This window comes from Pseudomonas sp. Rh2, from assembly GCF_040762985.1.
GTDB classification, from domain to species: Bacteria; Pseudomonadota; Gammaproteobacteria; order Pseudomonadales; family Pseudomonadaceae; genus Aquipseudomonas; species Aquipseudomonas taiwanensis.
The window spans coordinates 2,893,464-2,918,536 of sequence record NZ_CP142890.1 but is presented as its reverse complement, the minus strand read 5'-3'; the positions used below and the strand labels follow the sequence as shown (position 1 = coordinate 2,918,536).

Sequence of the window (25,073 nt, the reverse complement as noted above, 5' to 3'; positions counted from 1 at the left end):
CTAGTCAGGTAACCCCACTCATACCCTTTGGCCTTCTCGGATTTCCCGGGGTAATCCCCCGGCTAGGAAGGCCTGCCAAATGCCCCAAGGTTCCCCCGGATCCGCGCTGTCCGAGCGCGAGGTCCAGATCGCCATCGCCCCGCTGGAAACCCTGCTGCGCGAAGACCTCGGTGCCGCTGCCGCCGCCGTCGACCAGTGGCTGCAGGACATCAGCTGCGGCCTGCTCGACCTGCAATCGGTGCGCTACCACCTCGAAGCCTCGGTGCCGGTTGTGGCCAACGCCTTCGCCCTGGTGGATGCGCTGCTCGATATCGCCGAGCTGGTACGAAATCCCAGCAACGATCCGCTGCAATGGGTCAGCCTGGGCATCAACCTGATTGGCGTGGTGCCGGTTCCGCTCGGCCTGCCGCGGGCGCGCATGGTGCTGCGGCCGGTGCTGCACCTGACCTGGCAGAAGCTGCGGCGCAACCCCGGGGCCAACTTGGGCGCGGTGTTCCTGGAAATCCTCGAAGGCCACCTGCACGCCAACCTTCGCGGTGAGCTGGAGCACTACGTCGACGGCGCCCTCGAGCAATTGCCTGCCATGCTCGAAGCCGCCGGCCAGACCGCCAGCCAACTGTTCGGTGGGCTGGCCGGGCTGCTCAAGGACGCCGCTAGCGGCAACCTCGACGCCGAGGTCAATCATGCCCGGGCCCGCCAGCAACTGGCCCAGGTGGCGCTGTACGACTCCCTGTTCGAAGTCGACGCCTGGACCCTGGCCGCCGCGGCCCTCGCCAATGCTGGAGAAGGCCTGCTCAAGAGCGCCTACAACGGCGTTGCGCGACAGTTCGACGAAGCCTTGCCGAAACTGTTGCAGCCCCTGATCGATACCCTTGAGCGCCTGGCCGCCCGTGTTCCGCGCTTCCTCGACACGCTGGGCCAGGCCGAGCGCGAACAGAGCATCGCCTGGTTGCTGCAACGCCTGCTGCAGACCGTGCGCGCCCACCCGCCCCAGCGAGGGATGGCAGCGGCGGTCAAGGCCGACACCACCCGGCAGGCCCGTCACGTGCTCAGCGAGGGGCACAACGAGTCGCTGTCCCGGCAGGCCCCGGTGCGCCAGGCGCCCAATCCCCGCAAGAACGGCCCATGCCCGTGCACGGCGCACAGCATTGGCTATGCACTGGGTAACGAGCTGCTGTCGCACACCGACTTCAGCCTGTCCGGCCCGTTCCCGGTCACGTGGACTCGCACCTACAACTCGCGCCTCGACAAGCTGGACAACGGCATCCTCGGCGCCCGCTGGATCACCGAGTTCACCACCTGCATCGACGTGGTCGACAAAGGCCTGCTGTTCCACGACATGGACGGACGCAGCCATGCCTTCGCGCTGCCGAAAAAGGGCAAGCCGCAGTATGACGCAGTCGAGTACTTCACCTGGGTGCGCACCGGTGAACAGCAACTGGTGCTGCTGCGCGGCCTGGGCCGCCGGGAAACCTATGCCCGTCACGGTGACCGCTTCTACCTGACCCATATCCAGCTGCGCAGTGGCGCGGGGGCGATGCTGCATTACGAGCATCGTCACCACGACCAGCCGGTGCTGTCGGACATCAACACCTACTTCGACAACGACCCGAACAAGGTCCACCTGCAACTGGGCACCCTGCTCGACGATCACGGCCATATTCAAGGCTTGTGGCAGGTGGTCGACGGCAAGCCGCTGCGTCAGCTGTGCGGGTATCACTACGATGGCCAGGGCGACCTGATCGGCGCCCAGGATGAAAACGGCGCCGCCTGGCACTACCGCTACCGCCATCACCTGATCACCCGTTACACCGATCGCACCGCGCGCGGCTTCAACCTGGAGTGGGACGGCAGCGGCCCCCATGCCAAGGCCATTCGCGAGTGGGCCGACGATGGCAGCTTCGAAACCCGACTGGCATGGGACACGCGCATCCGCCTGACCTACGTCACCGACGCCCAGGGTCAGGAAACCTGGCATTACTACGATGCCCAAGGCTACACCTACCGGATCAAGCACCCGGACGGCAACTCCGAATGGCTGTTCCGCGACGCACGCAAGAACGTCATCCGCCACGTCCATGCCGACGGCAGCCAGGACCGTTACGCCTACGATGAGCGCAGCAATCTGCTGCAGCACATCCGCCCCGATCACAGCGTCGAGCACTATGCCTACGACGACCACGACCAACTGATCAAGATTCGCGATGCCGAAGGCGGGCTGTGGCTGCGCGATTACGACGCGCGCGGCAACCTGGTCGAGACCACCGATCCGCTGGGCAACAAGACCGAGTTTGCCTATACCCCGGCGGGCTTGGTCAAGGCGATCAAGGACGCCAACGGCAACGAAAAGACACTCGCCTACAACGCCTTCGGCCAGTTGATCGAGTTCGCCGATGCACTAGGCAACAAAACCGCCTATGAGTACAAGACCGGTCAGTTGGCCAAGGTCTCCCACCCTGACAAGACCGAAGAGCGTTTCGACTACGACGCCGAAGGTCGCTTGCTGGCTCACTCCGATGGCCTTGATCGTTGCACCACCTGGTCCTACACCGCGGCCGGCCTGCTGGCCGAACGTGTCGACGCCAACGAGCACACCCTGCGCTACCGCTGGGACAAGCTCGGACGCCTGATCGGCCTGGAGAACGAAAACGAAAGCAAGGCGACGTTCTTCTACGATCCAGTAGGTCGTTTGCTCCAGGAAACTGGATTCGATGGTCTGGTGACGCGCTACCAGTACGACCCGTATTCCGGTCGCCTGGCCTCCACCCAGGTCGGCCAACGCCACATCGACCTGCGCTTCGACCGCATGAACCGGCTGGTCGAACGCACCGCACGCCTGGGCGATCAGAGCCAGACCGAGACCTTCGCCTACGACGGCAACGGCAAGCTGATCCAGGCGATCAACGCCGTCAGCAAGCTGCAGTGGTTCCACGACGCAGCCGGTAACCTGACCCGCGAGCACCAGCACTATCTGGCCACCGGCACGCCGATGGTCGCCGTGTGGCAGCACGAATACGACGCCCTCAACCAGCGCACCAGCACCCTCCGCCCGGACGGCCACAAAGTCAGCTGGCTCACCTACGGCAGCGGCCACCTGCTGGGCATGACCCTCGACCACCACGAAATGCTCGCCTACGAGCGCGACGACCTGCACCGCGAAGTGGTTCGGCACCAGGGCAACCAGCTGATGCAGACCCAAGCCTGGGACCCGGTCGGGCGTTTGCAGGAGCAGTGGCTCGGCAGCCACGACAGCCCATCCACGCTGCTCAGGCGCCAGTACCGCTACGACGCCGCCGGCCAGCTCACCAACATCCACGACACCCGACGCGGCCCGCTGGAGTACCAGTACGACCCCGTCGGCCGCCTGCTCAAAGCCACCAGCCGCCTCGGCGTCGAGACCTTCGCCTTCGACCCCGCCGGCAACCTGCTGGACCAGAAGACCCAGGAGCTCAACCGCCCGCTGGAAGCCGACCCACGTCGCAACAAGCTGATGGACAACCTGCTGCGCGAATACGCCGGCACCCACTACAAGTACGACGAACGCGGCAACCTGGTGCACCGCTTACAAAACGGCGCGCACGCCCACTTCACCTGGGACCTGTTCGACCGGTTGGCCAGCTACAGCGACGACAAGCTCAAGGTCGACTTCGCCTACGACGCCCTGGGTCGACGTCTGTACAAGAACGCGGTCGCACATTACTGGGATAGGCCGGAAGCGGGTACCGGCTGGAACCAGATGCAGCGGGCCAAGCGCCAACGTGAACTGGGTTGCGGATTCACCCTGTTCGGCTGGGACGGCGACACCCTGGCCTGGGAAAGCTCACCGCCAAGGGACGATGGCGATACCGGGCGTACGGTGCATTACCTGTATGAACCGGGCAGTTTCGTGCCGGTGGCCCAGGCCCTGCGCAAGCGCCCGATCGTGCTGCACAGGCAGTCGGATTGGCGTCAGCGGGAGTACGACTTCGATCAGGATCCGTTGTGGCAAACGACGATGCCGCCGCAGGCGTTCGATGCGATTGCCTGGTACCACTGTGACCACCTCGGCACGCCGATGGAGCTGACCGATCCGCACGGCAACGTTGCCTGGGCGGGGCAGTACAAGGCGTGGGGAGAGGTGCGGGAGGAGCGTTCGGAGTGGGCCAAGCAGCATGGGTTGGGTAACCCGATTCGCTTCCAAGGGCAGTATCACGATCACGAGACGGGGCTGCATTACAATCGACATCGGTATTATGATACTCGGGGTGCTCGATTCATTTGTAAAGACCCCATTAGCTATGCCGGGGGGCTAAATCAATATGTATATGCTCCAAACCCTACAAGTTGGATTGATCAACTAGGATTAGCAAAAGAAAGTTGCTGCGGCCCAAAAGCGACAGATGTGGTCGATCAAACTGCCGGTTCAATAAAGAATGTTAATCCGGGTTATCCAGAGGCAGGTCGAACTCATAACTGTGTCAATTGCTCTATTGCTACTGATGCGACACTGGCGGGAAATCCTGCATCTGCATTGCCAATCAACCATACGAAAGGTGTTCCATTGAGTATACTGGAAAAGCAATTCAGCTCTAAATTTGGCCCTGTAATAGCGCCTGAGAATATTGCGCAACAAATGGCAAGCTCCGGCAATGGTGCTCGGGGTATCGTGTTTGGTTCTTATGGGCCGGGTCAGCCAGGGCATGTGTTCAATGTGATTAATCAGAACGGTGTTGTTAGATTCCTTGATGGGCAGACCGGGAAGCCAGCAAACCTTAGTAATTTCAAAACACTGCAGCTATTGAGGACAAATTGATGGTCACTTATGCGTATGCCTTGGAGTTGGCGAAGAAATATCTAAAGGACTCCGAAGTTCCTTTGCAAATTACATATGAGGGAGAATTTTCCGAGGGATGGTATTTCTGCTACCAATCAAAAGAATTTTTGGAAACAGGTGAGCTGTCAACTCAGCTCGCAGGGAATGCCCCGTTTTTAATTGATAGGCAGTCTGGTGAGCTTCATGTTCTTGGAACAGCAAAGCCCATAGATAGCTATTTGAATGACTATATAAAAGAGAAGTCCTTGAAATCGAAGTGATTTAATGGTGCAAAAGACGCAGGTGAAATTGCTGGTTCCGCAAAAAACTTCTCAATTGCTGATCGCGTATTTGGCCAGCTCAACGATCCTCGAATGGGTCAGCTTGCAGGAAAGCTTGATGCCGATGCTTTGCGGAAACTTGCCAATAACCCCAGCGCTACTCGGTTTATGGACGCAAGGACAGGGCATATCAATGTAATTAAAGAAATTGAAGGGAAGGTGATTCGAATTACTGCGCCAAGAGACGAGATGAAAATTATTTCCGCTGGACCAATTAGACATAATCAAGTTAAAAACTTATTAGGCAAAGGCGATTTTATACCGTTACCTTGAGTTCGCGGAGGGCTTATGGCGTCAATTCATATTGAGGAAATTCAAAAAATCTTGTCTGAGCAAGGCAATAAAGATGCCTTGCCAAATCAAGCAAATGGGGAGGGCCATTTTCTAGAGATTAGATTTGACAGCCCTACTCGTAAGGCATCCGGAATGGTTGATAATGAGTTCAAGGACAGGGTAATAACCCTAGATTGTCCGTACGGTACGGTCATTATTTTGTGCGATGGCAAGGGGCAGCTGAAATCAATTGAGTTCAGTTGACTGTACAGTGGTAGCACTCTCCCAGCACCGGCCTTGCGCCAGTGTTGTTTTATCTGCGTTAGTTTTTCTTCTTAGCTACCCGCTTGGTTGTTGCTGCTTGTCCCCATAATTCGCGACGCCTGGTATTTGAGAATCATCCCATCAAGTAGTGCCTTGATAACTGACTTCTCGGCTTCGGGCATATGACTAATGGCCTCGAAACGCAGGCGCAAGTCGTCGGATGGCCCGCGTTCCCCTTCTGCAAACACCAAATCATCCAGACTGACGTGCAGAGCCTGAGCAAGCCGGATCAGGGCTTCTAAGGTTGGTTGAGCCGTCCCTGTCTCATAACGCCGAATCTGATTAACGTGCACTGACGCAGTGTCAGCCAGAGTTTGCTGGGTGAGATCGGCGGCTTTGCGCAACTGAATCAGGCGTGTGGGGAAATGCATGGGTAGGAACCAGATCGTTTCGGACTCCATAACTGTGTGCCCTGTCTCTGATAAGGTTTGACTTTGACACAGTGTAAGGTATCAAAATAAAACCTCAAACAAGCGCTGACGTATTTTGAAGAAACCCCGATGGCCCGCATCCCCGAAGCCGAACTGGAACGCCTTAAGCGTGAGGTGTCGCTGGTTCGGCTGATCCAGTCGCAGGGCCATGAGCTGAAAAAGCGTGGCAAGGATTGGGTGCACTGCGTGTTCCATGACGAAAGCACTCCCAGCCTGTCGGGCCAAGCAGCATGGCCTGAGTAACCCGATTCGCTTCCAGGGGCAGTACCACGATCATGAGACTGGGCTGCATTACAATCGACATAGATACTATGCTCCTAAAGCAGGGCGATTTATTAGCAAAGACCCAATAAGCTACAGAGGCGGAATTAACTTATTTGCGTATACGGCCAATCCGGTCCTCTGGGTTGACCCATTAGGGTTAGCAAAAAAATAAGTATAAAGTTCGCCGCCCGCCTGAGGATGCCCATGATCCCCATGGTTCTAAATCCCCGGGAAAGCCTGGAAAGGCAGAAGGCTTTTGTGAATGCAAGTTTGGAGAGACTTGGGCAAAACTTGATGATGGGCGTGGATAAGGATGGCTCGACAAATATGATAACGTTTGGGTTCCTACAGGTCCTGAGGGTCCTGGATCAAAGGCTCATGGTGGGCCACACTGGGATGTACAAAAACCTAAAGGCGAATACGAGAATGTCTATCCAGATGGGAGACGAAGATAAATGAACATATTAATAAAGCTCCCAAGTTTTTTCTCCAACTTGGACGAAGTTCGCTTTTTTGAAGGTATCACCTCTAATCCAGCCATAGTCGATATCCGCGGAACCGGGAAAGGGCTGAGTATAAAAATAGACAGGCGAAAACTCTCAAAAGAGAATGCGCGAGAACTTATTTCAATACTTTTCAGGTACGGCGTTAACTTGACGCCGCTTGCGGCGATCGCCAATGGGAATCGCCATGCCTGGATAAAAGATAGTGATTATTACTGGCACGAATCCATGTTTGCAAATAAACAGTCCGGTGATTTCATGGACAAGCATAAGGGGAAAACTGGAAGCGTGATGCTCATGAAGAACATGAAATGTAAGGGGTAATCCATTGATTAGGGCCGCGGACGAGTTTAAATGCATATTCGATTCCGCCCAAGGCGAAGAGCGCGAACGTGTAAAAAAGGAGGCAGACGATGCTGTTTGGCTAGAGGTGGTAGAGAAATATCCAGATCTAGGGTCTGTATGAAAAGTCTTGAGACGAAGGTCAGCCAAGGCGAAAACAGCCGAGGAAGCGGAGTTTACGGGTTGTAAATGAGCACTCCGAGGCTGTTTTCAACGCAGCATCACCGAGTTTCAAGGCTTTTCGTACAGAGCCTAGAGGTTGAAGTATTGAACAACCATACTATTTCCAGTGTAGTGTTGGAATCTTTGGCGGCGAGCGCCGATCCAGATGTGAGATTTGATGTCGCCATGAAACGGCGTATTACTAGAAAAACATTCGAGACGCTTGCAGAAGATCCTATTGCCTCAATGAGGCATTGTATCGCTTGCAATGCTAAGGTTCCCCGAGATATTTTGGAAATATTGGCTTTTGATAGAAGCGACTCAGTAGCTCGGGCAGCCAAGAAAAGACTGTGATTAGCATTGACTCGTCTTCGAGCAGTATTCGTATAGCTACGCTCCCCGGACCGAGGCTTGCAAAAGCATTCGGTGGCGCACTATACAGAAGCCGGCACCGGCCGGAACGAAATGCAGCGGGCCAAGCGCCAACGTGAACTGGGTTGCGGATTCACCCTGTTCGGCTGGGACGGCGACACCCTGGCCTGGGAAAGCTCACCGCCAAGGGACGATGGCGATACCGGGCGTACGGTGCATTACCTGTATGAACCGGGCAGCTTCGTGCCGGTGGCCCAGGCCCTGCGCAAGCGCCCGATCGTGCTGCACAGGCAGCCGGATTGGCGCCAGCGGGAGTACGACTTCGAACAGGATCCGTTGTGGCAAACGACGATGCCGCCGCAGGCGTTCGATGCGATTGCCTGGTACCACTGCGACCACCTCGGCACGCCGATGGAGCTGACCGATCCGCACGGCAACGTTGCGTGGGCGGGGCAGTACAAGGCGTGGGGCGAGGTGCGGGAGGAGCGTTCGGAGTGGGCCAAGCAGGTCGGGATGAGTAACCCGATTCGCTTTCAGGGGCAGTATCACGATCACGAGACGGGGCTGCACTACAACCGCTATCGGTACTATGACCTAAGAGCTGGAAGGTTCCTGAATCAGGACCCGATCAGTTACATCGGTGGGTTCAATCTGTTTGTCTACGCACCGAACCCTGTTGAATGGATTGACCCGTTAGAGCTATGGAAAGGCCAGCCGCGGCAGGCGAATGGGCAGTTTGGTGCGGGAAAAGATCCTTCGAAACCGTGTCCGTGTAAGACGGAGGGTACCCATGGAAATAGTCATAACACTACCAAGCCAGCAATTGGATATACGCTTAGGGATCGCGATACGGGTGAAATAATGAAATATGGAGAAACCACCATGGGTACGCGGCGTTATCCAGAAAAGTATATGCGGCAAAATAATCTTGAAATGTTCAGGGAAGCATCCGGTAGTAAGAGGGAGATGCACTCTTGGCAACATGAGAAAATTCTTGAGCACAAGGCTAAAAATGGTGGGGATAGCCCCCCGCTAAATAGAAGTGATTACTAGGAGGTTTTGATGGATTTCTGGATGTCAAGTGAGAAGGATGTGCAAGTAGGTGACTCAGAGAGAGCTGCTCGCAAAGCGGTAGAGCCTATCATCTCTGAGTTGCTTAAAGGTGTAGACCTATCATGTGGTGCGAAACAGTGGAGTTTTATATCTATTGTTATGCCGGATGATATAGTCGAGGACTATCCGGAGGTTAAGCGCTACCATAAATCAAATAATGTTGTTGAGTTGCGTGTGCAGTTACCATTTCGTGAGTTTAAGGAGTCTGAAGGCCTTCAGCAGGCTAATCTGATGTTTGACGCTTTGGCTCGCTCTGTCGAAATGATGGGCGGAATAAAAAGTTTAAAGCTGACGGTGGACGATGCTCGTGTGCTTATGGACGCCATTGACAAGGCTCGGGCGAAGCTGAATGCATAAACATAGGGCGACGGCAAAAACTGAGTGCAACACCTGACCAACCCGGTACAGTGTGCCTATGTCCTATCAAGAACTCAGCATCGAAGAGCGCATCACGATTCAATTTGGCCAACTTCAAGGCATGAGCCAGAGGGCTATTGCCAGGCTGCTTGATCGCAGCCCCTCGACCATTAGCCGAGCGCTTCGTCGCAACGCCCCTGAGGCGGGCCGGTACTCGGCGAGTCAGGCTCATCAGCACATGCGACACCGGCGCCTGGCTTGCCGCCCCAAGCGTAAGCTGCTGCCCGGAAGCCAACCGTTTGACCTGGTGGTTTATCTGCTGCGTAAATGCTTTTCTCCCCAGCAAATTGCCGGCAAGCTTAACGCCATGGAATTACCGAATATTGAAGATGCATACGTCTGTCGCGAGACGATCTACAACGCCATTTATGCGCTGCCGGTGGGCGAGCTTCGCAAGGAGTTGATCATCTGTCTGCGACAGGGCAAAACCAACCGCCGCCCACGTTCTGGCGGGGTGGATCGCCGTGGTCAAATACCCGACTTGGTCAGCATTCACGTTCGCCCGCCCGAGGTGGAAGATCGCCAAATGCCATGCCATTGGGAGGGCGACCTTATCAAAGGCAAAGCCAATGCTTCTGCGGTGGGTACGCTGGTCGAACGCAGCACAGGTTACTTGATGCTTGTGAAAATGAGCGGAGGCTGCCCACGAATCTCGCACCTTTAAATGCCACGTTTACTCATCCCGCCTGATGTAGTCCGCATCCTACGAGTCGTGTCGAACTGCGTCTGACATATCTGGGAAGCACTTTTCCGTACTGTTCGCACCGCGACTTTTGGCGGCCGGCTGCATAAGTATTCGGTAGCGCACTACTGGGACCGGCCGGAAGCGGGACGATGGCAATACCGGGCGTACTGTGCATTACCTGTATGAACCGGGCAGCTTCGTGCCGGTGGCCCAGGCCCTGCGCAAGCGCCCGATCGTGCTGCACAGGCAGCCGGATTGGCGTCAGCGCGAGTACGACTTCGATCAGGATCCGTTGTGGCAAACGACGATGCCGCCGCAGGCGTTCGATGCGATTGCCTGGTACCACTGTGACCACCTCGGCACGCCGATGGAGTTGACCGATCCGCACGGCAACGTTGCCTGGGCGGGGCAGTACAAGGCGTGGGGTGAGGTGCGGGAGGAGCGTTCGGAGTGGTCCAAGCAGCATAGTCTGGGTAACCCGATCCGCTTCCAGGGGCAGTACCACGATCATGAGACTGGGCTGCATTACAACCGCTATCGGTACAATGATCCGAAGGTCGGGCGTTTCATCAACCAGGATCCGATCAGCTACACCGGTGGGTTCAACCTGTTCGCCTACGCACCGAACCCTGTCGAGTGGTCTGATCCATTAGGGCTTGCTGCACAAAATCAGTTGGGTACCTATGGGAGTATGAACGGACAAGGGAATGTTGGTGATGAGCTTGAGGTGCATGAATTTGTTAGACATGAAGCATTGGTACAGATGGGATGTGCTAACAAACGACGGAGGAACAAAGATAACCCATCAATTGCTTTAACCCCAAAGAACATGATCAAGTACATGTCAGCGAGAACGCGCTGGCGCGAACGCATCTTAATGTTGGGGTGAATGAGTTCCAGTTTTCAGGGCAGACAGGTAAGCCGAAAAAGCGTCAAATGGATGTCTGGCAAGGCGCCATTCGACGGGCGGGTATATCTGCGGCGCAAGCGAAGGCGCTAAGAAAGCAATCAGCGCGATATCTTAAAAAATTAAACTGCTGCTGCGAGGTAGGTTGATATGTTCAAAGAACTTGTTTTTTCGACGGATGCTCCTTTAGAAAGTGATGCTTATGTTGGAGGTGGCGCGCGCTTGCCTAAAAGTATGTCCTGGCCACGCTCAGATAGCGGGCTTCCATTGGTGCACTTATTGGCTTTTCCTGTTAGTTGGTTGAGTGACGCAGCGTCACCTTACTGGATTTCTATTTTTATACCATATGAGCCTGGAAAAGTTAGTCATTATCGTCAGCTGCGCATGAAAAGCGGTGAGTCTCAGGCGGCTGTTCTTATCTATGAGAGATGCAAGGAAATTCGTAATGAAAGTGAAGGGAAAATTGTAGGTTGTGGAAGGATCATTGTTTTGGAAAATAATGGCGAAGATGATGAGGAGAACCTCGCGTCAAAAATTGACGGAGTTGATTCTTGGCTGCAGGCTCCGCTTGAGATTGTAGATGCTAAAAGAAGGGTTTCAATCTACGGAGGCGATCTGGATTTATCGATTCCGGAAAACAAAGGTGTGTTATCGGACGGTATGGGGTACCTGCTCTTGAGTGATGATTTTGTGGCTGGAAATTTAGCGGCTGCGCATGGTTTTTTTCTGCAGCTCGGCTAAACACTGGAGCGACTCAAAGTGTGACAGACCTATTAGACAAGGCGATTTAATCGTAAGCGCTCCATAAACCCCACCCAACCAAAGATGGGCAGCGCACCTAGGCTCTGTCTGAAATCCCAAGAAACTGAAATGTGGCCCCGGAACAGCCGGGGTTCTGTACAGTCGCCGGCCATCTGCGGAAAGGAATTCTGTGATGGCAAAGCGTTATGAACTCTCGGATGAGGCGTGGGCAGTGGTCGCCGATCTCTTTACGGCAGCCCACGTCAGGGGCAGGTCCCGCAGCAGTGATCGCTTGATGCTCGATGGTGTGCTCTGGGTGCTGTGCTCGGGAGCAGCCTGGCGAGATATGCCCGAGCGCTTCGGGTCCTGGGCGACGGTCTATCACCGCTTCCGGGTCTGGCGAAACCGCGGAACATTCGATCAGATGCTCAGACGATTGCACCTCAGACTCAATGAAAAAGGCTTGATCGATCCCCACACCTGGATGATCGATTCGACCGCTGTTCGAGCAACCCGTGCTTCATCTGGAGCGCAGCGGTATATGGCTACAACGATGCACCAGCTGTCAGCCATCAGGGCAGAAATCCTGCTGGGACGACAAAGGGGGACACCGGACTATCGCGCAAATAGGGCGCAAGATTTCGATGCGATTGCCTGGTACCACTGTCATCACCTCGGCAGGCCGGCTGCATTAAAATCGGTACCGACACCATGATCCGACAACGTGTCGTTTAACCAGTCAAGACCCTATCAGCCTGCTCACAACCCACTTCAAGCATCACGATAATGCCCAGGCGTCGCCGCCAGATGTTGCTTGAACACCCGTTGCAGATGCGCCTGGTCCGCAAACCCAGCCTCCACTGCCACCTCGGCGATCGCCCTGCCCTGGCGTAATTGCGCCCGGGCATGCTGAACCCGCTGATCAACCAGGTATCCATGGGGCGTAAGGCCGAAGCGTTGTCGGAATGCGCGGATCAGATAGGCCCGCGACAGCCCGGCAGCGGCACAGATATCTTCAAGGCTCAGTGGGTCGGTGCGGTGCGCACGAATGAAGGCAGCGGCCGTCTCTAGACGCGGATGGCCTGACGCGCTGACGCGCGTAGGTGCCCCAAGATAACCTGGCAGGTCTGTAAAAAACGTCGCCAGCAGCGCCTCACGCTGGGGCTCAGCGTCGTCGAACAAGCTGGCAAACACCTGCAACAGCCGGCCGTACAGCCTCGGCGACGTGCTACAGGTGTGCCCAGGCAGTTCGAACCCCAGCGTCTGCAACCACGGCAGGTCGACGAACAGCATCAGGTAAGACCATGCCTCCCCTTCGATCGGGTTGCAGGTGTGCACCACGCCAGGGTTCATCAGCACCGTGGTACCGGCGCTGACTTCGACCTGAGTGTCACCGGTCAGGTAACGGCTACGCCCGCCAGTGATCACACCGATGGAAAAGCTCTCATGGGAATGGGCGGCGTAACACACCTTGCGCCCATCCCCTACCCGCCGGGCTTCAACGAAAGGCAAGGTTGGATCCCGCCAAAACCGCGACACCTCGATCATCGAGCGCTCCTCACGCGTTACAGTTTCCAGTCAAGACTAACCATCATCGTCCTCGGTTCGCCATGATAAACCCCGTTATAGAACCCAAGGTTGTTGTAGTAGTGCTCATCGAACAGGTTTTTCACGTTCAATGACGCTGACACATGCTCATCGAACTGATAGCGCGCCATCAGCCCCACCACCGAGAAGGCCTTCTGGCTAATGGTGTCCTTGACCGTGATGATCGTGCCGTCCGCCTCTCGCCCCACCGGACGATTGGCCGCCTTGAAGTTGTCACTCTGCCAGTCCAGGTTGCCGCCCACGGTCAAGACCGGGGTTAGCTTGTAGGTGGTGGAGAAACGCACTAGGTTCAGCGGCTGCTCGGTATTCTTGCGCTGCTTGTCGCCCGTTGCGGCATGGGTGTAGCTGTAGCCCAGGCTCATTTGCCAGTCGGGCATCACCTCACCGGCAATCTCGGCTTCGAAGCCTTCGACCACCACGCCCTTGCCACCGGATTTGTAATAGATTTCACCGTCCGGCCCCGGCGGCACCGAGTCGTCCTGTTCGGCGACGTTGTCCTGCTTGCTGCGGAACACCGCCGTGCTCAGGTTGAGGCGATCGTCGTACAGGCTGCCCTTGAGGCCCACTTCGTAGACCTTGCCGACGATAGGTTCGAGGTACTGCTTGTTGACGTCACGCACCGTCTGCGGGTTGAAAATGTCGGTGTAGCTGACATACGCCGTGTACTGCTCGGTGAGGTCGTAGAGCACGCCGGCATAGGGTGTCCACTGGTCGTTCTGGGTCTGCTTGCTCTGGGTTTCAGCGGCATTGAGCGCATCGTCATAGGTCCAGTCGCGGCTTTTGGTCTGCCAGCTGCCGTAACGGCTGCCCAGCACCACATGCAGGCGGTCGGTGGGGTTCAGGCGCGTGGCAATGTAACCGGCTTTCTGGCGGATGTAGCTGCGCGAAGCATCCAGGCCCGTGTCGATGTCGTAGAACTTTGGTATCGACCCCATGTACTTCCAGTCGGGAATGCTGGTGTAGCCATCAGGCACTGAGAGCGCAATCAGATAGGGCGAGCTGTTGCGCCGCTCGGACTCGCCATAGCCAACCATGAAGTCATGGCTGCGCCCGAACAGCTGGTACGGGCCGGCCAGGTTGAAGTCGATCGCGTCCATCTTTTCCTGGCCAGACATGTGCCTGGACCAGGCCTTCATGCCGCTGCGGTCGGCCTCGGGGAAGCCATTGCCGCCGTAGTACACCTTGCCGTCGCTGTCGGTCTGGCGATGGGTGTAAGCCGCCTTGAGCAGCCAATCGTTACCCAGGCGTTGGTCGAGGGTGGCGAACAAGGTCTGGTCTTTCAGTGGCCAGGACGACCAGGGCGCAGCCAGGTTGGTCGAACGGGGCAGATCGGCCTTGCCGCCATCGGCGCTCCAGTAAGGTACCGTGCCCCAGGACGCGCCTTGTACATGCTTGTTCTGGTAATCGTAGCCTACCGCCAGCACGGTACTGTCGGTCAGGTCTGCCTCGACGATGCCATAGGCCACCTCGCGCTGGGTGGCGTACTTGTCCATGAATGACTGGCTGTCCCGGTAGGCCAGCACCGTGCGACCGCGCAGGCGCCCTTCCCACCCCAGCGGGCCGCCGACATCCAGGTGGCTGTAGTAGTTGTCATAGCTGCCTGCACTGACACCGCTGTTGACCGCCAGCTCATGGGTCGGACGCTTGCGCACCATGGCGATGGTGCCAGACGGGTCGCCCGCGCCGGTGGTCAAGCCAGTGGCGCCGCGCACGACCTCGATATGGTCATAGATGATGGTGTCCGAATCCGACTTGAGCCCGGAGAAGGTGTTGAGCATCCCGTCGATCTGGAAGTTGTTGATGGCATATCCACGGGAGTAGTAAGTCGGCCGCTCCGAGTCGTTGCGCTGCACGGTGACGCCCGTGACGTGCGCCATGGCCTCGGACAGTGTGTCGAGCTGGAAGTCATCGAGTTGCTGACGGGTGATCACCGAGACCGATTGCGGAGTTTCCTTGATCGACAGGTTCAGCCGCGTGGCTGCGCTCATGCTGCCCGTGGTGTAAGACCCGCTGTTTTCGGTGGTGCTGCCCAGGCTTTGAGCAAGAATTTGCGTGGAGCCGAGTTCCAGCACCCCTTCCTGCGGCCTTGGTTCGTTGTCTTCTGCCAGTGTCGCAGTGCTGAGGAAGGTGGTGCAAAGACCCAGGGTCAAGGTCATGGAACGGCTGATGGGCGCGAACATCGCTGCCTTACTCCTTGTACGTCCGATGAAAATCCATGGCTGCCGTTTGGCAGCATTCACATGAAAACGAATCTCGGATAAGAATCGTTATCGATATGTCATCGAAACGTAAAGATCGCGCTGTCCGTACTGGCCTCATCGCCGGCTTGCCAGCGATGAGGCTTTCAGCAACAGCCCGTCACTTCAAGGCATCACCGGCGGCAGGTACTGCAACGTAGTCCCCAATGCCCACAGCAGCACCAGCACCAACGGTACATGCACCAGCAACTGCACGAACGAGAAGCCGATCAGGTCACGTGCCTTGAGCCCCAGCACGCCCAGTAGCGGCAGCATGTAGAACGGGTTGATCAGGTTCGGCAGCGCTTCGGCGGCGTTGTAGATCTGTACCGCCCAACCCAAGTGGTACTGCAAGTCATTGGCCACCATCATCACGTACGGCGCCTCGATGATCCACTTGCCGCCGCCTGAAGGGATGAAGAAGCCCAGCACCGCCGAATACACGCCCATCAGCAACGCATAGGTGTCATGGGTAGCGATCTGGGTGAAGAACAGCGAAATATGATGAGCCAAGGTCTGCTCATCGACCCCCTTGACCTGGGTGAGGATCGCGGCGATCGAGCCGTACAGCGGGAATTGGATGAGGACCCCGGTGGTGGTCGGCACGGCGCGGGCCACAGCGTCGAGGAAGCTGCGCGGGCGCCAGTGCAACAAGGCGCCGAGCATGATGAACAACAGGTTGTAGGTGTTCAGCCCGGAAATCGCGGTGATCGCCGGCTTGGTGGCAAACTCCTGGTACAGCCAGCCACCGGCCAGCGCCACCAGCAGCAGGATCAGGATCGGGCTGTATTCCAGCCACTCACCGGGGCGGGTGCGCTGAGGCGCGGGCGGCGCGGTGAAGCTTGGGTCGACGCCACAATCCTCGGCGCTGCGCGCACTGTTCGGGCCGGGTGCAGTGGCATAGGCGATCACCAACGAAACGATCACCAGCGCGGCCAGCATCACCCCGGACTGCCAGAGGAAGATGGTCTCAGTGAACGGAATCACACCGGTAATCGACAGGATCGACGGCGGCAGGCTGGCAGGGTTGGCCTGCAACTGCGCGGCCGAAGACGACAGGCCCAGTGCCCAGACGGCGCCGAGGCCCAGGTAGGCGGCTGCGCCAGCGGCGCGGTAGTCCATCTTCAGCTCGGTACGGCGGGCCAGGGCGCGAACGAGCAGACCGCCGAACACCAACGACAGGCCCCAGTTGAGCAGCGAGGCCAACATCGAAATCAGCGCGACCCAGCACACAGCCGAGCGGCCGTTCTTGGGCAGGCGTGCCAGGCGGTCGATCAACCGCGCAGCCGGCGGCGAGCTGGCGACCACGTAGCCGCCGATGACCACGAAGGCCATTTGCATGGTGAATGGGATCAGGCTCCAGAAGCCATCGCCAAAGGCCTTGGCGGTGTCGGTCGGTTTGGCGCCCATGACCAGGGCGCCCAGGCACACCAGCATCACCGCCAGGGCAGCGAATACCCAGGAGTCGGGGAACCAGCGTTCGGCCCAGTTGGAGCAGCGCAAGGCAAAGCGGGCGGAGCGGCTGTCTTGAATTTCAGCGGCCACGGTAAACTTCCTTTTATTGGTTTTATTGGTTGCAACGGCAAATCTGCCGGAAACGCAAAAACCCTGTGAGAGCGGGTTCACTCGCGAATGCAGCAGTCAGTTGGCCAATGCATTCGCGGGCAGATCCGCTCCCACAGGGGATGGGGAATGACCTTAGAAGGTCATTTCCTTCACATCATCGGGCACGATCAGCTTGCCGGCGGTCTTCTCGATGATTTCCTCGACGCTCACCCCTGGCGCCGTCTCGCGCAGGATGAACGCACCGTTTTCAATTTCCAGATAGGCCAGGTCGGTGAGCACCTTGCGGATACAGCCCGCACCGGTCAGCGGCAAGCTGCAGCGCGGGAGCAGCTTGGACTCGCCGTCCTTGGAGGCGTGGGTCATGGTGACGATGATGTTCTCGGCTCCGGCCACTAGGTCCATGGCGCCGCCCATGCCTTTGACCAACTTGCCGGGAATCATCCACGAGGCGATGTTGCCCTCCACGTCCACCTCGAAAGCGCCCAGCACGGTGAGGTCGACATGGCCGCCACGAATCATGGCGAACGACTGGGCCGAGTCGAAGATCGAGGCACCACGACGGGCGGTGACGGTCTGCTTGCCAGCATTGATCATGTCGGCGTCGATGGTGCCTTCGGTCGGAAACTCGCCCATGCCCAGCAGGCCGTTTTCCGACTGCAGCATAACGTCCATATCGGCGGGTACGTAGTTGGCGACCAGCGTCGGAATGCCGATGCCAAGGTTGACGTAGTAACCGTCCTTCAGTTCACGGGCGACGCGTTGCGCCATCTGTTCGCGGGTCAATGCCATGGTCAGGATCTCTTTGTTGTTCTTCAGGACGGCGCTCAGGCCTTGACGGTGCGTTTTTCGATACGTTTCTCGAAAGTGCCGACGATCACGCGGTCGACATAGATGCCCGGAGTGTGGATTTCACTGGGCAGCAAGACGCCAGGCTCGACGATCTCTTCGACTTCCACCACGGTGATCCTGCCGGCAGTGGCGGCCAACGGGTTGAAGTTCTGTGCGGTGTTGCGGTACACCACGTTGCCGTAGTGGTCGGCCTTCCAGCCCTTGACGATGGCGAAGTCACCAGTGATGGACTCTTCGAGGATGAACTTGCGGCCGTTGAACTCGCGCACTTCCTTGCCGTCGGCAACTGGAGTGCCATAACCGGTGGCGGTATAGAACGCCGGGATGCCCGCACCGCCCGCACGCATTTTTTCCGCCAGGGTGCCTTGCGGGGTCAGTTCGACCTCCAGTTCACCGCTCAGAAGCTGGCGTTCGAACTCGGCGTTCTCACCGACGTAGGAGGCGATCATCTTGCGGATCTGCCGGTCTTCGAGCAGCACACCCAGGCCGAAGCCATCGACGCCGCAGTTGTTGGACACCACGGTCAGGCCTTTGACACCACGGCGCTTGATTTCGGCAATGAGGTTTTCGGGGATACCGCACAAGCCAAAGCCACCGGCCAGTACCGTCATGTTGTCGTTCAGGCCTTCGAGGGCCTGTTCATAGGTTGCTACGCGCTTGTCCAGTCCGGCCATGCTGATCCGCCTTTTGTAGTTGTTGAACCGACGAGGCTGTCGGTGAGCGTGTGGAGGCATCTTCACTGCTGGCGACTGATTTGTTAATTTTGTTTTAATCATCAATTGATAATAAATTCAAAACAAAGGCCAAGCCCTGTCATGAACGTCAAGCAACTGCGTGCCTTCGTCACCGTGGCCAAATACCAGAGCTTCGCCCAGGCCGGCGAACACCTGCATGTGTCGCAACCGGCGCTGAGCCTGACCATCAAGGCGCTGGAGGACAACCTCGGCGGCGCCCTGCTCACCCGCACCACCCGCAGCGTCAGCCTGACGGCCGAAGGTGAAGTGCTGCTGCCCATGGCCCGACGCCTGCTGGCCGACTGGGACGACACCGAGGAGATGCTGCGCCAGCGCTTCACCCTGCAGCTGGGGCGAGTGTCGGTGGCCGCCATACCCGCCTTCGCCGGCAATCTGCTACCACACTCGCTCAAGGTCTTTCGCCAGCGGTACCCCAAGGTCAACGTCACAGTGCATGATGTGATCAACGAGCAAGTGCTGGAGCTGGTGCGTCATCGTCGCGTAGAACTGGGCATCGGCTTCGAACCGGACAACAACGAAGGCCTGGACTTCCACCCTCTCTACCTGGACCGTTTCGTCGCCGTGGTGCCGGCCGATTCGCCACTGGCAGCGCAGCAACAGGCCACCTGGAACCAACTGCTGGGCGAGGACTTCATCGCCTTGCAACGCCCTTCTGCGGTTCGCCTGTTGCTCGAACACAATGTGGCGGCGCAGCACGGCAAGCTGGCGGTGGCGTTCGAGAGCCATCAGCTGTCGACCATCGGCCGAATGGTGGCCAGCGGGCTGGGCGTGAGCGCAGTGCCTGCGCTGTGCATCAACCAGATGCAGGAGCTCGGCGCACGTTGCGTGGCGCTGGTCGACCCGATCGTCGAACGACGTATCGGCGTGATCGCCTTGAGTGACCACAAACTGTCCACCGCAGCGCAGGCGCTGCTCGAGGTACTGCTTTCCCACACTCAGCCCCCGGAGGTGACATGCGTTACGTGAAACTGGCAGGCTCCAGCGTTCCGGCCATTGGCCAGGGCACCTGGTACATGGGCGAAAACCCACATCGCAAGGCTGCGGAGGTTGCGGCCCTCCAGCAAGGTATCGAACTGGGATTGACCCTGATCGACACCGCGGAAATGTATGCCGAGGGCGGCGCCGAGGAAGTGGTCGGCCAGGCTATCGCCGGGCGCCGTGACCAAGTGTTTCTGGTGAGCAAGGTCTACCCGCACAACGCCAGTCAGCGCGGCGTGCCGGCCGCGTGCGAGCGCAGCCTCAAGCGCCTGGGCACCGACTGCATCGACCTGTATCTACTGCACTGGCGCGGGCAGTACCCGCTGGAGGAAACCGTCGAGGCGTTCGAGCGGCTGCGCGAGCAAGGCAAGATCCGTCGTTGGGGGGTATCCAACTTCGATGTCGACGACCTGCGCGAACTCGACGATGCCAACTGCGCGACCAACCAGGTGCTGTACAACCCGACGCAACGCGGGATCGAGTTCGACTTGTTGCCCTGGAGCCAGAAGCGCGGCTTGCCGACCATGGCCTACTGCCCACTGGCCCAGGCGGGACAGCTGTTGCAGCACTCGGTGCTCAGCGAAATCGCCGAGCGGCACGGCGCAACCCCGGCCCAGGTAAGCCTGGCATGGGTGACGCGCAACGATGGGGTCGTTGCCATCCCCAAAGCAGTCACACCGGAGCATGTGCGCTTGAATGCTGCGGCCGGGGTGCTGAGTTTGAACAGCGAGGACCTGCGGGCGATCGACCGGGCATTTCCGGCGCCGACACGCAAGCAGCCCCTGGCGATGGTCTGAACGGCCGTTGACAGCCCTTTTCACGGGTAGAACCGCTCCTACGGTTTTTGCATTGCCCTCGAGAATCCAGGGAGACCTGCAGGCGCAGGCTTACCCGCGAAAAGGTCGCTGCAATCAGTGGAAGTCCCGGCTCCGTACATCCAGCCCTTGCAGCAACGGGGTGATATCTTCCAGGCGCCGGGCGATCAGATGCCGCACCCCATTCTCCTGCTCAAGCCGCCCACTCACCTTGAGCAACTGCGACCCTACCAATGCCCGCCGCTGCCGTTCGGCCAGGTCGCGCCAGACCACCACATTGACCATGCCGGCCTCGTCCTCAAGGGTCACGAAGGTCACGCCACTGGCCGTCTGCGGCCGTTGCCGCCCCACCACCAGCCCTGCCACGGCGATGTTGTCACCATGCTCGACGCCCGGCAGTTCGCTTGAGCTGCGGCAGCCCAGCGCCCGCAAGCGGGGTCGCAACAAGCTCAGTGGATGGGGGCCGAGGGTAGTGCCCAAGCTCTGGTAATCGGCGAACAGATCCTCCCCGACCGTGGGTGCAGGCAGCACCACCTCGGCTTCAGGGGCCGCATGCACATCCGCGAACAACGGCAACTGCGCCTGCACCGCCGCCACCTGCCAGCGCGCCTGATGGCGGTTGCGGGCCAAGGCCCGTAGCGCACCGGCATCGGCCAGGCGGGCGCGGGCCTGACTGTTGAGGCCGGCGCGCAGGCACAGGTCCTCGACATCGCGCCAGGGCCGCCCTGCCCTCGCCTGCACCAACCGACGGGCATCGCTTTCGGCAAAGCCACGAATCTGCCGCAACCCGAGTCGAATGGCCAAGGCGTCATTGGCCATAGGCTCAAGGGTGCAATCCCAGTCACTGTGGTACACATCCACCGGTCTGACCTCGATCCCCTGGCGCCGCGCATCCTGCAACAGTTGGTCAGGGCTGTAGAAACCCATGGGCCAGCTGTTGACCAGCGCACAGGTGAAAATCGCCGGTTCATGGCACTTGAGCCAGCTGCTGGCATAGCACAGCAAGGCGAAACTGGCGGCGTGGGACTCGGGGAAGCCATAGCTGCCGAAACCTTTGATCTGCTCGAAGATACGCTCGGCAAACGCCAGGTCATAGCCGTTGCGCAGCATGCCTTGCACCAGCCGTTCGCGGTGTGGCTCCAGCCCACCATGACGCTTCCAGGCGGCCATGCTGCGACGCAGTTGGTCGGCCTCGCCGGGGCTGTACTCGGCGGCGACCATGGCCAGCTCCATGACCTGCTCCTGGAACAGCGGCACCCCCAGGGTGCGCTCGAACACTTCTTCAAGCGCCGGCGATGGATAAGTGACTGGCTCCTGCTTCAGACGCCGACGCAGATAGGGGTGCACCATGTCGCCCTGAATCGGCCCCGGACGCACGATGGCGACCTCGATCACCAGGTCGTAGAACTTGCAGGGTTTGAGCCTGGGCAACATGGCCATCTGTGCCCGTGATTCGATCTGGAACACCCCCATGGTCTCGGCGCGCCCGATCATCTCGTAGGTGGCGGCATCCTCGGCGGGGATGGTCGCCAGAGTCAGGTGCCGCCCACGATGGCGCTGCAGCAGGTCGAAACAGCGGCGCAAGGCGCTGAGCATGCCCAGAGCCAGCACATCCACCTTGAGCAGGCCGAGCATGTCCAGGTCGTCCTTGTCCCACTGGATGACCGTGCGTTCGGGCATCGCGGCGTTTTCCACGGGCACCAGTTGGTCGAGCGGCTGCTGGGAGATGACGAAGCCCCCCGGATGCTGCGACAGGTGCCGTGGAAAGCCGATCAGCTCGCCTGCCAGCACCAGGATGCGTCGCAGCGAAGGGCTGGCAGCGTCGAAACCGGCCTCTGCAAGGCGCTGGGCATCGGGGATGCGGTCGCTCCAACGGCCACAGCACTTGGCCAGGGCATCCACCTGGTCGGCCGGAAGCCCCAGCACGCGCGCCACGTCCCGTACCGCACCCGCGGCATGATAGGTGCTGACTACCGCGGTGAGTGCCGCCCGGTGCCGGCCATAACGGCGGAAAATGTACTGGATCACCTCCTCCCGGCGGTCGTGCTCGAAATCCACGTCGATATCCGGCGGCTCGTTGCGCTCACGGGACAGGAACCGCTCGAACAGCAGGCGATGCACCATGGGGTCGAGTTCGGTGATACCCAGCACGAAGCACACCACCGAGTTGGCCGCAGAGCCCCGCCCCTGGCAGAGGATGCCCTGGCTACGGGCGAAGGCGACGATGTCGTGTACGGTCAGGAAGTAGCTTTCATAGCCCAGCTCGGCGATCAGCGCCAACTCCCGGGCCAGCACCGTGCGTACTTTGTCGCTTGGCCCTTGCGGCCAGCGCATGGGCAGGCCGCGCTCGCACAGTTCACGCAGCCAGCTTGCCGGGGAGTGCCCTTCGGGCACCAATTCCCGTGGGTATTGATACTTCACTTCGCTCAGCTCGAAGCGGCAGCGTTCGGCGATGACAAGGGTCTCGGCGAGCAGGTCGTCGGGGTACAGTTCGCTCAACTGCGCCAAGCTGCGCAGATGCCGCTCGCCATTGGCGAACAGGTGACGACCGGCCTCGGCCACGTTGCAATGCTCGCGGATGGCGACCATGCAATCTTGCAGGGCACGACGGCGGCGGTTATGCATGTGCACATCGCCACAAGCCACGGCGCGAACACCCAAGCCTGCCGCCAAGGCCCGCAGGCGGACCAAACGAGCCTGGTCATCGCTGCCCCGGTGCAGGTGCACTGCCAGCCACAGGCGCTCGCCGAACAGCGCTTGCAACCATTGGCCGGAAGCCGTGTCGCCCAGGTCATCGGGCACCCACAACGCCAGCAGCCCCTGATGATGGTGTTGCAGGTCTTCGCCCAACAGTTGGTAAGCCCCCTTCCGCGCCCGCCGCCGCGCCCGGGTTATCAACGCACAGAGGTTCTGGTAACCCGTGAGGTTCTCCACCAGCAACACCAGTTTCGGCCCGTCCTGCAGACGCACCTCGCTGCCGACGATCAGCCGCAGCGGGTGGGCCTTGGCCGCCTGCCAGGCACGCACGATGCCCGCCAAGGTGCACTCGTCGGTAATCGCCAGCGCCTCATAGCCCTGCTCAAGGGCGCGCCGGAACAGCTCGTCGGCGCTCGAGGCGCCGCGCTGGAAGCTGAAGTTCGATAGGCAGTGCAGCTCGGCATAGCCGGGGGTGCTCATGCGAACCAGCCTTGCAGCCACAGCGGACCGGGCTGGGCCAGGTCGCGGTAGGCCCAGCCGCGCAAGCCTTCACGGGTTTCGATGCGATAGTAGTCACGGCGTACGTCGCCACCGTCCCACCAGCCCGATTCGATGCGCTCGGCATGCCCCAGCAGGCGGTGGCCTGCCTCGTCCAGCGCCTGGGGGGTCGGAAGCAGCCAGCCCGGGCGGCTGCCAGGCGCCACCGGCAGGCTGCCCTGCGCGCCCTGCTCTGCCCGCTGCCAGGCGCATTCGGGACGATGGTCGGCCTCGGCGCGCAGTCCCTTCACGGCCTCGTCGCCCAGGCGTGCGCGCAGGCGTTCGCGCAGCTGCTCCCAGGGTTGGGCCTGTTGCGCACGGGAGTCGAACAAGGCCTGGTGCTGGGGCACGAATGGCGGCAGGTCATCGGCAACCAGACGCAGATTGCGCACCGGCGCGGGAATGCGCAATGGTTCAAGCCGTCCGCGAGACAGCTCGAACAACATGCCGGCGTCGCGCTCGGCGGCCAGCAGGCCGACCTTGAGCACAGTGTCCGGCCCTTCGGCATGCTCCAGGTGCAGACTGAAGCGCTGTACGCCGCAATCACGGCCAGCAAGGAAGGCGGCCAGGTCGCCGAGCATGCGCCGCAACGGAAACAGCAGGGCCTGGTGCGATTCGACGTCGAAGTTGAGTTCCAGCCGCGTCTCGAAGCGGTCAGGCGGCTGGTAGAAGTCCAGCGCCAGTTTGCGCAGGCCCAGCAGTTGATCCAGATGCAACTGCACTTGGGCAGCAAAACGCTTGGCCAGGGCATCACGGGGCAATGCCAGGACCTGCCCGAGCTGACGCAGGCCCATGCGGGCAAAGGCCTCGGCGGCGTCACGGGGCAAGCCGACCCGCTCGATGGGCAGGCGTGCCAGCGCTGCGCGGGTATCTTCAGCACAGGCCACGGCCAGGCCGTCGTGGGCGTTGGCGAGCATGCGGGCCGCCACCGGGTTGCTGGCCAACACGATGCGCTGGCGCAGCCCCAGTTCACCCAGCTCCTGACGCAAGCGGGCCTCGAACGCAGGCCAGGGGCCGAACAACTGCAGGCTGGAGCCCACCTCCAACAGCAAGGCGCGGGGATAATGCAGGCTCACCTGGGCGCTGAAACGGTAGGCCCAGGCGGCCAGCAGCTGTTGCAGTTGCTCGATGTGCGCCGCATCGACCTCAACGCAGGTAAAGCCATCGGCCAGGGCCCGTGCCGCGGTCAGGGTCTGCCCGGCGCGCAGGCCCAGCGCCGCTGCAGCCGGGTTGACCGCCTGCAACACACGGCGCTGGGTCGGGCCACCGATCAACACCAACGGCGTATCGGCATCGTCCCGCTCGCGCAGGACCGAATCCAGCGCCAGCTGTGGCAGAAGAATGCAGGCCCAGAGCATGGCGCA

At 59.6% G+C, this 25,073-nt stretch carries 20 protein-coding genes and 5 pseudogenes; 17 read left to right on the top strand and 8 right to left on the bottom strand.

Annotated features, from left to right (window positions below; genetic code table 11):
* The first annotated feature begins 79 nt into the window (after positions 1–79).
* The 4 genes from VXM67_RS13165 (at position 80) to VXM67_RS13150 (ending at position 5,670) form a co-directional block, all read left to right on the top strand.
* Entirely contained in the window at positions 80–4,792 is a 4,713-nt protein-coding gene (locus VXM67_RS13165; RefSeq protein ID WP_367237058.1) for an RHS repeat-associated core domain-containing protein, read from the top strand.
* The gene (locus VXM67_RS13160; protein ID WP_023380400.1) at positions 4,792–5,073 is read left to right on the top strand and encodes a YrhB domain-containing protein; all 282 of its coding nucleotides are present in this window, start codon (positions 4,792–4,794) and stop codon (positions 5,071–5,073) included. The genes VXM67_RS13165 and VXM67_RS13160 overlap by 1 nt, the downstream gene beginning before the upstream one ends.
* 93 nt (positions 5,074–5,166) lie before the next feature.
* Complete coding sequence (locus tag VXM67_RS13155) at positions 5,167–5,406, top strand: hypothetical protein (RefSeq protein WP_155950806.1); 240 nt, start codon at positions 5,167–5,169, stop codon at positions 5,404–5,406.
* 15 nt (positions 5,407–5,421) lie between these two features.
* Positions 5,422–5,670: a hypothetical protein gene (locus VXM67_RS13150; protein ID WP_367237057.1), complete on the top strand. Its 249-nt coding sequence runs from the start codon at positions 5,422–5,424 to the stop codon at positions 5,668–5,670.
* A 71-nt stretch (positions 5,671–5,741) separates the two neighbouring features.
* Here VXM67_RS13150 and VXM67_RS13145 read toward each other — a convergent pair whose 3' ends face one another.
* On the bottom strand, positions 5,742–6,101 hold the full coding sequence (locus VXM67_RS13145) for a helix-turn-helix domain-containing protein (protein ID WP_049818826.1): 360 nt from the start codon (positions 6,099–6,101) through the stop codon (positions 5,742–5,744).
* 129 nt (positions 6,102–6,230) lie between these two features.
* Between VXM67_RS13145 and VXM67_RS13140 the strand changes: the two genes are divergently transcribed.
* From VXM67_RS13140 to VXM67_RS13090, 11 genes and pseudogenes are all read left to right on the top strand, one after another.
* The gene (locus VXM67_RS13140; protein WP_023380396.1) at positions 6,231–6,404 is read left to right on the top strand and encodes a CHC2 zinc finger domain-containing protein; all 174 of its coding nucleotides are present in this window, start codon (positions 6,231–6,233) and stop codon (positions 6,402–6,404) included.
* The gene (locus VXM67_RS13135; RefSeq protein WP_084212824.1) at positions 6,355–6,597 is read left to right on the top strand and encodes an RHS repeat-associated core domain-containing protein; all 243 of its coding nucleotides are present in this window, start codon (positions 6,355–6,357) and stop codon (positions 6,595–6,597) included. Before VXM67_RS13140 ends, VXM67_RS13135 begins: the two co-directional genes overlap by 50 nt.
* Before the next feature lie 193 nt (positions 6,598–6,790).
* Positions 6,791–6,880: pseudogene (locus VXM67_RS13130) on the top strand (polymorphic toxin type 37 domain-containing protein); the annotation flags it as partial.
* Positions 6,881–7,252: a hypothetical protein gene (locus VXM67_RS13125; protein ID WP_104883331.1), complete on the top strand. Its 372-nt coding sequence runs from the start codon at positions 6,881–6,883 to the stop codon at positions 7,250–7,252.
* A gap of 285 nt (positions 7,253–7,537) precedes the next feature.
* A complete protein-coding gene (locus tag VXM67_RS13120) occupies positions 7,538–7,786 on the top strand; it encodes a hypothetical protein (RefSeq protein WP_148299916.1) in 249 nt (82 codons plus the stop codon).
* 63 nt (positions 7,787–7,849) lie between these two features.
* Positions 7,850–8,506, top strand: a pseudogene (locus VXM67_RS13115) (RHS repeat domain-containing protein); the annotation flags it as partial.
* 360 nt (positions 8,507–8,866) lie between these two features.
* Positions 8,867–9,274, top strand: a complete 408-nt coding sequence (locus VXM67_RS13110) for an Imm44 family immunity protein (RefSeq protein WP_023380392.1) — start codon at positions 8,867–8,869, stop codon at positions 9,272–9,274.
* A gap of 58 nt (positions 9,275–9,332) precedes the next feature.
* Positions 9,333–9,965: pseudogene (locus VXM67_RS13105) on the top strand (IS30 family transposase); the annotation flags it as partial.
* A 144-nt stretch (positions 9,966–10,109) separates the two neighbouring features.
* Positions 10,110–10,677 (top strand): annotated as a pseudogene (locus tag VXM67_RS13100) (RHS repeat-associated core domain-containing protein); the annotation flags it as partial.
* Positions 10,678–11,076: 399 nt separating this feature from the next.
* Positions 11,077–11,667, top strand: coding sequence for a hypothetical protein (locus tag VXM67_RS13095; RefSeq protein ID WP_367237056.1), 591 nt, complete (start codon positions 11,077–11,079; stop codon positions 11,665–11,667).
* A 193-nt stretch (positions 11,668–11,860) separates the two neighbouring features.
* Positions 11,861–12,205 (top strand): annotated as a pseudogene (locus VXM67_RS13090) (IS5 family transposase); the annotation flags it as partial.
* 233 nt (positions 12,206–12,438) lie between these two features.
* Here the strand turns inward: VXM67_RS13090 and VXM67_RS13085 are convergent.
* The 5 genes from VXM67_RS13085 to VXM67_RS13065 all read right to left on the bottom strand — a co-directional run bounded on the left by VXM67_RS13085 (position 12,439) and on the right by VXM67_RS13065 (position 18,601).
* Positions 12,439–13,215, bottom strand: a complete 777-nt coding sequence (locus VXM67_RS13085) for an AraC family transcriptional regulator (protein ID WP_023380387.1) — start codon at positions 13,213–13,215, stop codon at positions 12,439–12,441.
* 17 nt (positions 13,216–13,232) lie between these two features.
* On the bottom strand, positions 13,233–15,455 hold the full coding sequence (locus VXM67_RS13080; RefSeq protein WP_027907617.1) for a TonB-dependent siderophore receptor: 2,223 nt from the start codon (positions 15,453–15,455) through the stop codon (positions 13,233–13,235).
* Between the two features lie 183 nt (positions 15,456–15,638).
* Positions 15,639–17,057 carry a TIGR00366 family protein gene (locus tag VXM67_RS13075; protein WP_023380385.1) on the bottom strand — a complete coding sequence of 473 codons (1,419 nt, stop codon included), beginning with the start codon at positions 17,055–17,057 and terminating at the stop codon, positions 15,639–15,641.
* Between the two features lie 153 nt (positions 17,058–17,210).
* Complete coding sequence (locus VXM67_RS13070) at positions 17,211–17,867, bottom strand: CoA transferase subunit B (RefSeq protein WP_023380384.1); 657 nt, start codon at positions 17,865–17,867, stop codon at positions 17,211–17,213.
* 35 nt (positions 17,868–17,902) lie between these two features.
* Entirely contained in the window at positions 17,903–18,601 is a 699-nt protein-coding gene (locus tag VXM67_RS13065) for a CoA transferase subunit A (RefSeq protein ID WP_023380382.1), read from the bottom strand.
* Positions 18,602–18,742: 141 nt separating this feature from the next.
* On the opposite strand from VXM67_RS13065, the gene VXM67_RS13060 reads away from it, so the two are divergent.
* Together VXM67_RS13060 and VXM67_RS13055 are read left to right on the top strand one after the other, a co-directional pair.
* Positions 18,743–19,648, top strand: a complete 906-nt coding sequence (locus VXM67_RS13060; RefSeq protein WP_023380381.1) for a LysR family transcriptional regulator — start codon at positions 18,743–18,745, stop codon at positions 19,646–19,648.
* Complete coding sequence (locus VXM67_RS13055) at positions 19,636–20,457, top strand: aldo/keto reductase (RefSeq protein ID WP_023380380.1); 822 nt, start codon at positions 19,636–19,638, stop codon at positions 20,455–20,457. The genes VXM67_RS13060 and VXM67_RS13055 overlap by 13 nt, the downstream gene beginning before the upstream one ends.
* 114 nt (positions 20,458–20,571) lie before the next feature.
* Here VXM67_RS13055 and VXM67_RS13050 read toward each other — a convergent pair whose 3' ends face one another.
* Together VXM67_RS13050 and VXM67_RS13045 are read right to left on the bottom strand one after the other, a co-directional pair.
* Positions 20,572–23,652: an error-prone DNA polymerase gene (locus VXM67_RS13050; protein ID WP_104881834.1), complete on the bottom strand. Its 3,081-nt coding sequence runs from the start codon at positions 23,650–23,652 to the stop codon at positions 20,572–20,574.
* Positions 23,649–25,067 (bottom strand): DNA polymerase Y family protein, encoded by a 1,419-nt coding sequence (locus VXM67_RS13045; protein WP_023380378.1) that lies wholly within the window; start codon positions 25,065–25,067, stop codon positions 23,649–23,651. The genes VXM67_RS13050 and VXM67_RS13045 overlap by 4 nt, the downstream gene beginning before the upstream one ends.
* Between the last annotated feature and the right edge of the window lie 6 nt (positions 25,068–25,073).